Raw genomic sequence first — 5,165 nt, 5'->3', positions numbered from 1 at the left:
GATCCGAACGTCGAGGGCATCCTCGTCAACATCTTCGGCGGCATCATGCGCTGCGACGTCATCGCCGAGGGCGTCGTCGCCGCCGCGCGTGAAGTGCACCTGCACGTTCCGCTGGTCGTCCGCCTGGAAGGCACCAACGTCGACCTGGGCAAGAAGATCCTGTCGGAATCCGGCCTGCCGATCCTGTCGGCCGACAACCTGGCCGACGCCGCGGAAAAGGTCGTCAAGGCCGTGAAGGAGGCCAAGTAAGATGGCTGTTCTCGTCAATTCCGAAACCAAGGTCATCTGCCAGGGCTTCACCGGCGCCCAGGGCACCTTCCACTCCGAGCAGGCGATCGCCTACGGCACCAAGATGGTCGGCGGCGTCACCCCGGGTAAGGGCGGCACCAAGCACCTCGACCTGCCGGTGTTCGACACCGTCGCCGACGCCGTCGAGAAGACCGGCGCCAACGCCTCCGTGATCTACGTCCCGCCCCCGTTCGCCGCCGACGCGATCCTGGAGGCCATCGACGCCGAGATCCCGCTGGTGGTCTGCATCACCGAAGGCATCCCGGTCCTGGACATGGTCCGCGTCAAGCGCGCGCTGGCCAGCTCGAAGACCCGCCTGATCGGCCCGAACTGCCCCGGCATCATCACGCCGGACGAGTGCAAGATCGGCATCATGCCGGGCCACATCCACAAGCGCGGCAAGATCGGCATCGTGTCGCGCTCGGGCACGCTGACCTATGAGGCGGTCGCGCAGACCACGGCGGCCGGCCTCGGCCAGACCACCTGCATCGGCATCGGCGGCGACCCGGTCAACGGCACCAACTTCGTGGACAGCCTGGATCTGTTCCTGAAGGACCCGGAGACCGAGGGCATCATCATGATCGGCGAGATCGGCGGCGACGCCGAGGTGAAGGGCGCCGAGTTCATCAAGGCGTCGGGCACCAAGAAGCCGGTCGTCGGCTTCATCGCCGGCCGCACGGCCCCTCCGGGCCGCCGCATGGGCCATGCCGGCGCGGTGATCTCCGGCGGCAACGACACCGCCGACTTCAAGATCGACTTCATGAAGTCGGTCGGCATCCACGTCGCCGACAGCCCGGCGAGCCTCGGCTCGACGATGCTGAAGGTGATGAAGGGCTGACGGTAAGAAAACGGACGCGGGAGGGGACCCACCCCCTCCCGCGTTCGAACAATGCAGCCAAGGGCCGCGCGGCCCTTGGATCCCCTCCTACAGCGGGGTCCAGGGCCGCCCGGCACCGGGCGACGGACGCGAAGGGGGGATTCGCCCCCCGACAAGACACCTGGAATGCTTTGAGGGGGACCGGGCCCGGCGCCCGAGGCGAAAAACCATGTCGGTGAATCTGGAGAAGTCCTCGTTCCTGTTCGGCGGGAATGCTCAGTACGTGGCCGAACTCTACGCGCGTTTCCTGAAGGACCCCGCCTCGGTGGACCCGAGCTGGAACGGCTTCTTCAAGGAGCTGGACGATGATTCGCGCGCCGTCCTGGACGAGCTGCGCGGCGCGTCCTGGTCGCTGCCGGACGATCTGCTGGTCAACGGCGCCGACGAGCTGGCCAAGGCGGCGCTGGCCGGCCCCGGCAACGGCGCCATGGTGCAGCACGTGCAGCAGACCTTCGGCGGCGTGACGCAGGAGCAGATGCGCCAGGCGGTGCTGGACAGCATCCGCGCGCTGATGCTGATCCGCGTGTACCGCGTGCGCGGCCACATGAACGCGCACTTCGACCCGCTGGGCCTGGAGAAGCGCGAGCCGCACCCGGAACTGGATCCGGCGACCTACGGCTTCGGCCCCAACGACATGGACCGGCCGATCTTCCTCAACTACTCGCTGGGGATGGAAAGCGCCACGCTGCGCCAGATCATGGACGTGCTGAACCGCACGTACTGCGGCACCATCGGCGTGGAGTTCATGCACATCCAGGACCCGGATGAGAAGGCCTGGATCCAGGAGCGCATCGAGGGCGGGCGCAACCACACCGACTTCACGGTCAACGGCAAGCGCGCCATCCTGGAGCGCCTGACCGCTGCCGAGGGCTTCGAGAAGTTCCTGCAGCTGAAGTACACCGGCACCAAGCGCTTCGGCCTCGAAGGCGGCGAGTCGATGATCCCGGCGCTGGAGCAGATCCTGAAGCGCGGCGGCCAGCTGGGCCTTCGGGAAGTCGTCGTCGGCATGGCGCACCGCGGCCGCCTGAACGTGCTGACCAACTTCATGGGCAAGCCGTTCTCGGCCGTCTTCTCCGAGTTCCAGGGCAACCCCTCGGCGCCGGAGAACGTGCAGGGCTCGGGCGACGTGAAGTACCACCTGGGCACCTCGTCGGACCGTGACTTCAACGGCAACATCGTCCACCTGTCGCTGACCGCCAACCCCTCGCACCTGGAGTGGGTGAACCCGGTCGTGCTGGGCAAGGTGCGCGCCAAGCAGCAGCAGCGCCGCGACATGGAGCGCGACGCGGTGTGCGGCGTGCTGATCCACGGCGACGCCGCCTTCGCCGGCCAGGGCATCGTGGCCGAGAGCCTGGGCCTGTCGGAGCTGCGCGGCTACCGCACCGGCGGCACCATCCACTTCATCATCAACAACCAGATCGGCTTCACGACGAACCCGCACTACTCGCGCTCGGGCATCTACTGCTCGGAAATGGCGAAGATGGTGATGGCGCCGATCTTCCACGTGAACGGCGACGACCCCGAGTCCGTGGTGCACGTCAGCCGCATCGCCGTGGAGTTCCGCCAGCGCTTCAAGCGCGACGTCGTGATCGACATGGTCTGCTACCGCCGCCACGGCCACAACGAGGGCGACGAGCCGGGCTTCACCCAGCCGATCATGTACAAGGTGATCCGCTCGCACCCGACCACGCGCGAGCTGTACACCCGCCAGCTGGTGACCGAGAACGTCATCACCCAGCAGGAAGGCGACCAGATCCTCCAGGACTTCATGAAGAAGCTGGAGAAGGAGTTCGAGGCGGCGTCGTCCTACAAGCCCAACAAGGCCGACTGGCTGGAGGGCAAGTGGTCCGGCCTGGAGTCCGCGCAGTCGGAAGAGGCGTGGCGCGGCAACACCGGCGTCGACATCGACCTGCTGAAGAAGATCGGCAACAAGCTGTGCGACGTGCCGGAAGGCTTCGCCATCAACTCGAAGATCGCGCGCCAGCTGGAAGCCAAGCGCAAGACCATCGAGACCGGCGAGGGCATCGACTGGGCGACCGCCGAGGCGCTGGCCTTCGGCTCGCTGCTGGTCGAGGGCACGCCGGTGCGCCTGTCGGGCCAGGATTCGGGCCGCGGCACCTTCTCGCACCGCCACGCCGTGGTGTACGACCAGAACACCGAGGCGAAGTACGTGGCGCTGACCCACGTCAACCCGAAGCAGGCGACGTTCGAGGTGCACGACAGCCCGCTGTCGGAAGCCGCCGTGCTGGGCTTCGAGTACGGCTACTCGCTGGCCGAGCCGAATGAGCTGGTGCTGTGGGAGGCGCAGTTCGGCGACTTCGCCAACACCGCGCAGACCATCATCGACCAGTTCATCTCGTCGGGCGAGTCCAAGTGGCTGCGCATGTCGGGTCTGGTGATGCTGCTGCCGCACGGCTACGAGGGCCAGGGTCCCGAGCACTCCTCGGCCCGCCCCGAGCGCTTTTTGCAGATGTGCGCCGAGGACAACTGGCAGATCTGCAACATCACCACGCCGGCCAACCTGTTCCACGCCTTCCGCCGGCAGGTGCGCCGCAACTTCCGCAAGCCGATGGTGCTGTTCACGCCGAAGTCGCTGCTGCGCCACAAGCTGTGCATCTCCAATCTGGCGGAGCTGGGCGTCGGCACCTCCTTCCACCGCGTCCTGCCGGAGACGGCGACGGACCTGGTGGCGGGCGACAAGGTCAAGCGCGTCGTGGTCTGCACCGGCAAGGTCTACTACGATCTGCTGCAGGAGCGCACCGCGCGCAACGTGAAGGACGTGGCGCTGGTCCGCGTCGAGCAGATGTACCCGTTCCCCGCCGCCTCGCTGGCCAAGGAGTTCGCCAAGTACCCGAACGCCGACGTGGTGTGGTGCCAGGAAGAGCCGGAGAACCAGGGTGCGTGGCACTTCATGGACCGCCGGATCGAGGGCTGCCTCGGCAGCATCGGCCACAAGACCAAGCGCCCGGTGTACGCCGGCCGCGTGGCCTCCGCCGCTCCGGCCACCGGCCTCCTGAAGCGGCACAACCAGGAACAGGCGAAGCTGATCGACGACGCGCTGACCGTCGGCTGACCCGGACCGCCCAGAAGAAGACGAAGAAATCGGGACGCGAGAGGAACTCATGGCTACGGAAATCAAGGTGCCCACGCTGGGCGAGTCGGTGTCGGAAGCGACGGTCGCCCGCTGGCTGAAGAAGGTCGGTGAATCGTTCGGCGCCGACGAGCCGCTGGTCGAGCTGGAAACCGACAAGGTCACGCTGGAAGTCAACGCCCCGGCCGCCGGCACCCTGTCGGAGATCGTCGCGGCGGAAGGCGCCAACGTCGGCGTCGACGCCGTGCTCGGCATCATCGCCGAGGGTGCGGCGGGCGCCGCCCCGGCCCCGGCCAAGGCCGCCGCCCCGGCGGCCGCTCCGGCCCCGGCGGTCGCCGCCGCGGCTCCGGCCGCCGTCGGCGCCACCGGCGGCGAGCTGATGCCGGCCGCCCGCAAGATGGTCGAGGACAAGGGCCTCGACGCCGCCCAGATCGCCGGCACCGGCAAGGGCGGCCGCATCACCAAGGGCGACGTCATCGAGCACGTCGAGCGCAAGCCGGCCGCCCCCGCGGCGGCCCCGGCTGCCGCCCCGGCGCCGAAGTTCCAGTGGGCCGCCGGCACCCAGGGCGACCGCCCGCGCGCCGCGCAGGAGGAGCGGGTTCGCATGACCCGCCTGCGCCAGCGCATCGCCGAGCGCCTGAAGGAGGCGCAGAACACCGCCGCCATGCTGACCACCTTCAACGAGGTGGACATGTCGGCGGCGATGGCGCTGCGCGCGGAGTACAAGGACTACTTCGAGAAGCGCCACAAGGTGCGCCTCGGCTTCATGTCCTTCTTCGTGCGCGCCGCCATCCAGGCGCTGAAGGAGATCCCGGCGGTGAACGCCGAGATCGACGGCACCGACATCGTCTACAAGAACTACTACGACATCGGCGTCGCCGTCGGCACGCCGCAGGGTCTGGTGGTTCC

Annotated in this window: 3 protein-coding genes and 1 pseudogene; all 4 read left to right on the top strand. The window is 68.1% G+C overall.

The window, feature by feature from the left end:
• A pseudogene (gene sucC / locus VED21_RS01145) lies at positions 1 to 249 on the top strand (succinate--CoA ligase subunit beta); the annotation flags it as partial.
• 1 nt (position 250) lies between these two features.
• On the top strand, positions 251 to 1,126 hold the full coding sequence (gene sucD / locus VED21_RS01140) for a succinate--CoA ligase subunit alpha (RefSeq protein ID WP_324880465.1): 876 nt from the start codon (positions 251 to 253) through the stop codon (positions 1,124 to 1,126).
• Positions 1,127 to 1,334: 208 nt separating this feature from the next.
• Positions 1,335 to 4,238 carry a 2-oxoglutarate dehydrogenase E1 component gene (locus VED21_RS01135; protein ID WP_324880464.1) on the top strand — a complete coding sequence of 968 codons (2,904 nt, stop codon included), beginning with the start codon at positions 1,335 to 1,337 and terminating at the stop codon, positions 4,236 to 4,238.
• A gap of 49 nt (positions 4,239 to 4,287) precedes the next feature.
• A partial coding sequence (locus tag VED21_RS01130) for a 2-oxo acid dehydrogenase subunit E2 (protein WP_324880463.1) occupies positions 4,288 to 5,165 on the top strand: 878 nt, incomplete at its 3' end.

The organism is Azospirillum sp. (assembly GCF_035627195.1).
Taxonomy (GTDB): Bacteria; Pseudomonadota; Alphaproteobacteria; order Azospirillales; family Azospirillaceae; genus Azospirillum.
The sequence above is the reverse complement of the archived record's forward strand: the minus strand, read 5'-3'. Positions and strand labels throughout refer to the sequence as shown.

What these genes read in the sequence shown, in the direction of transcription:
- sucD (WP_324880465.1), top strand. Translation starts at nt 251, where the DNA reads ATGGCTGTTCTCGTCAATTCCGAAACCAAGGTCATCTGCCAGGGCTTC.
- VED21_RS01135 (WP_324880464.1), top strand. Translation starts at nt 1,335, where the DNA reads ATGTCGGTGAATCTGGAGAAGTCCTCGTTCCTGTTCGGCGGGAATGCT.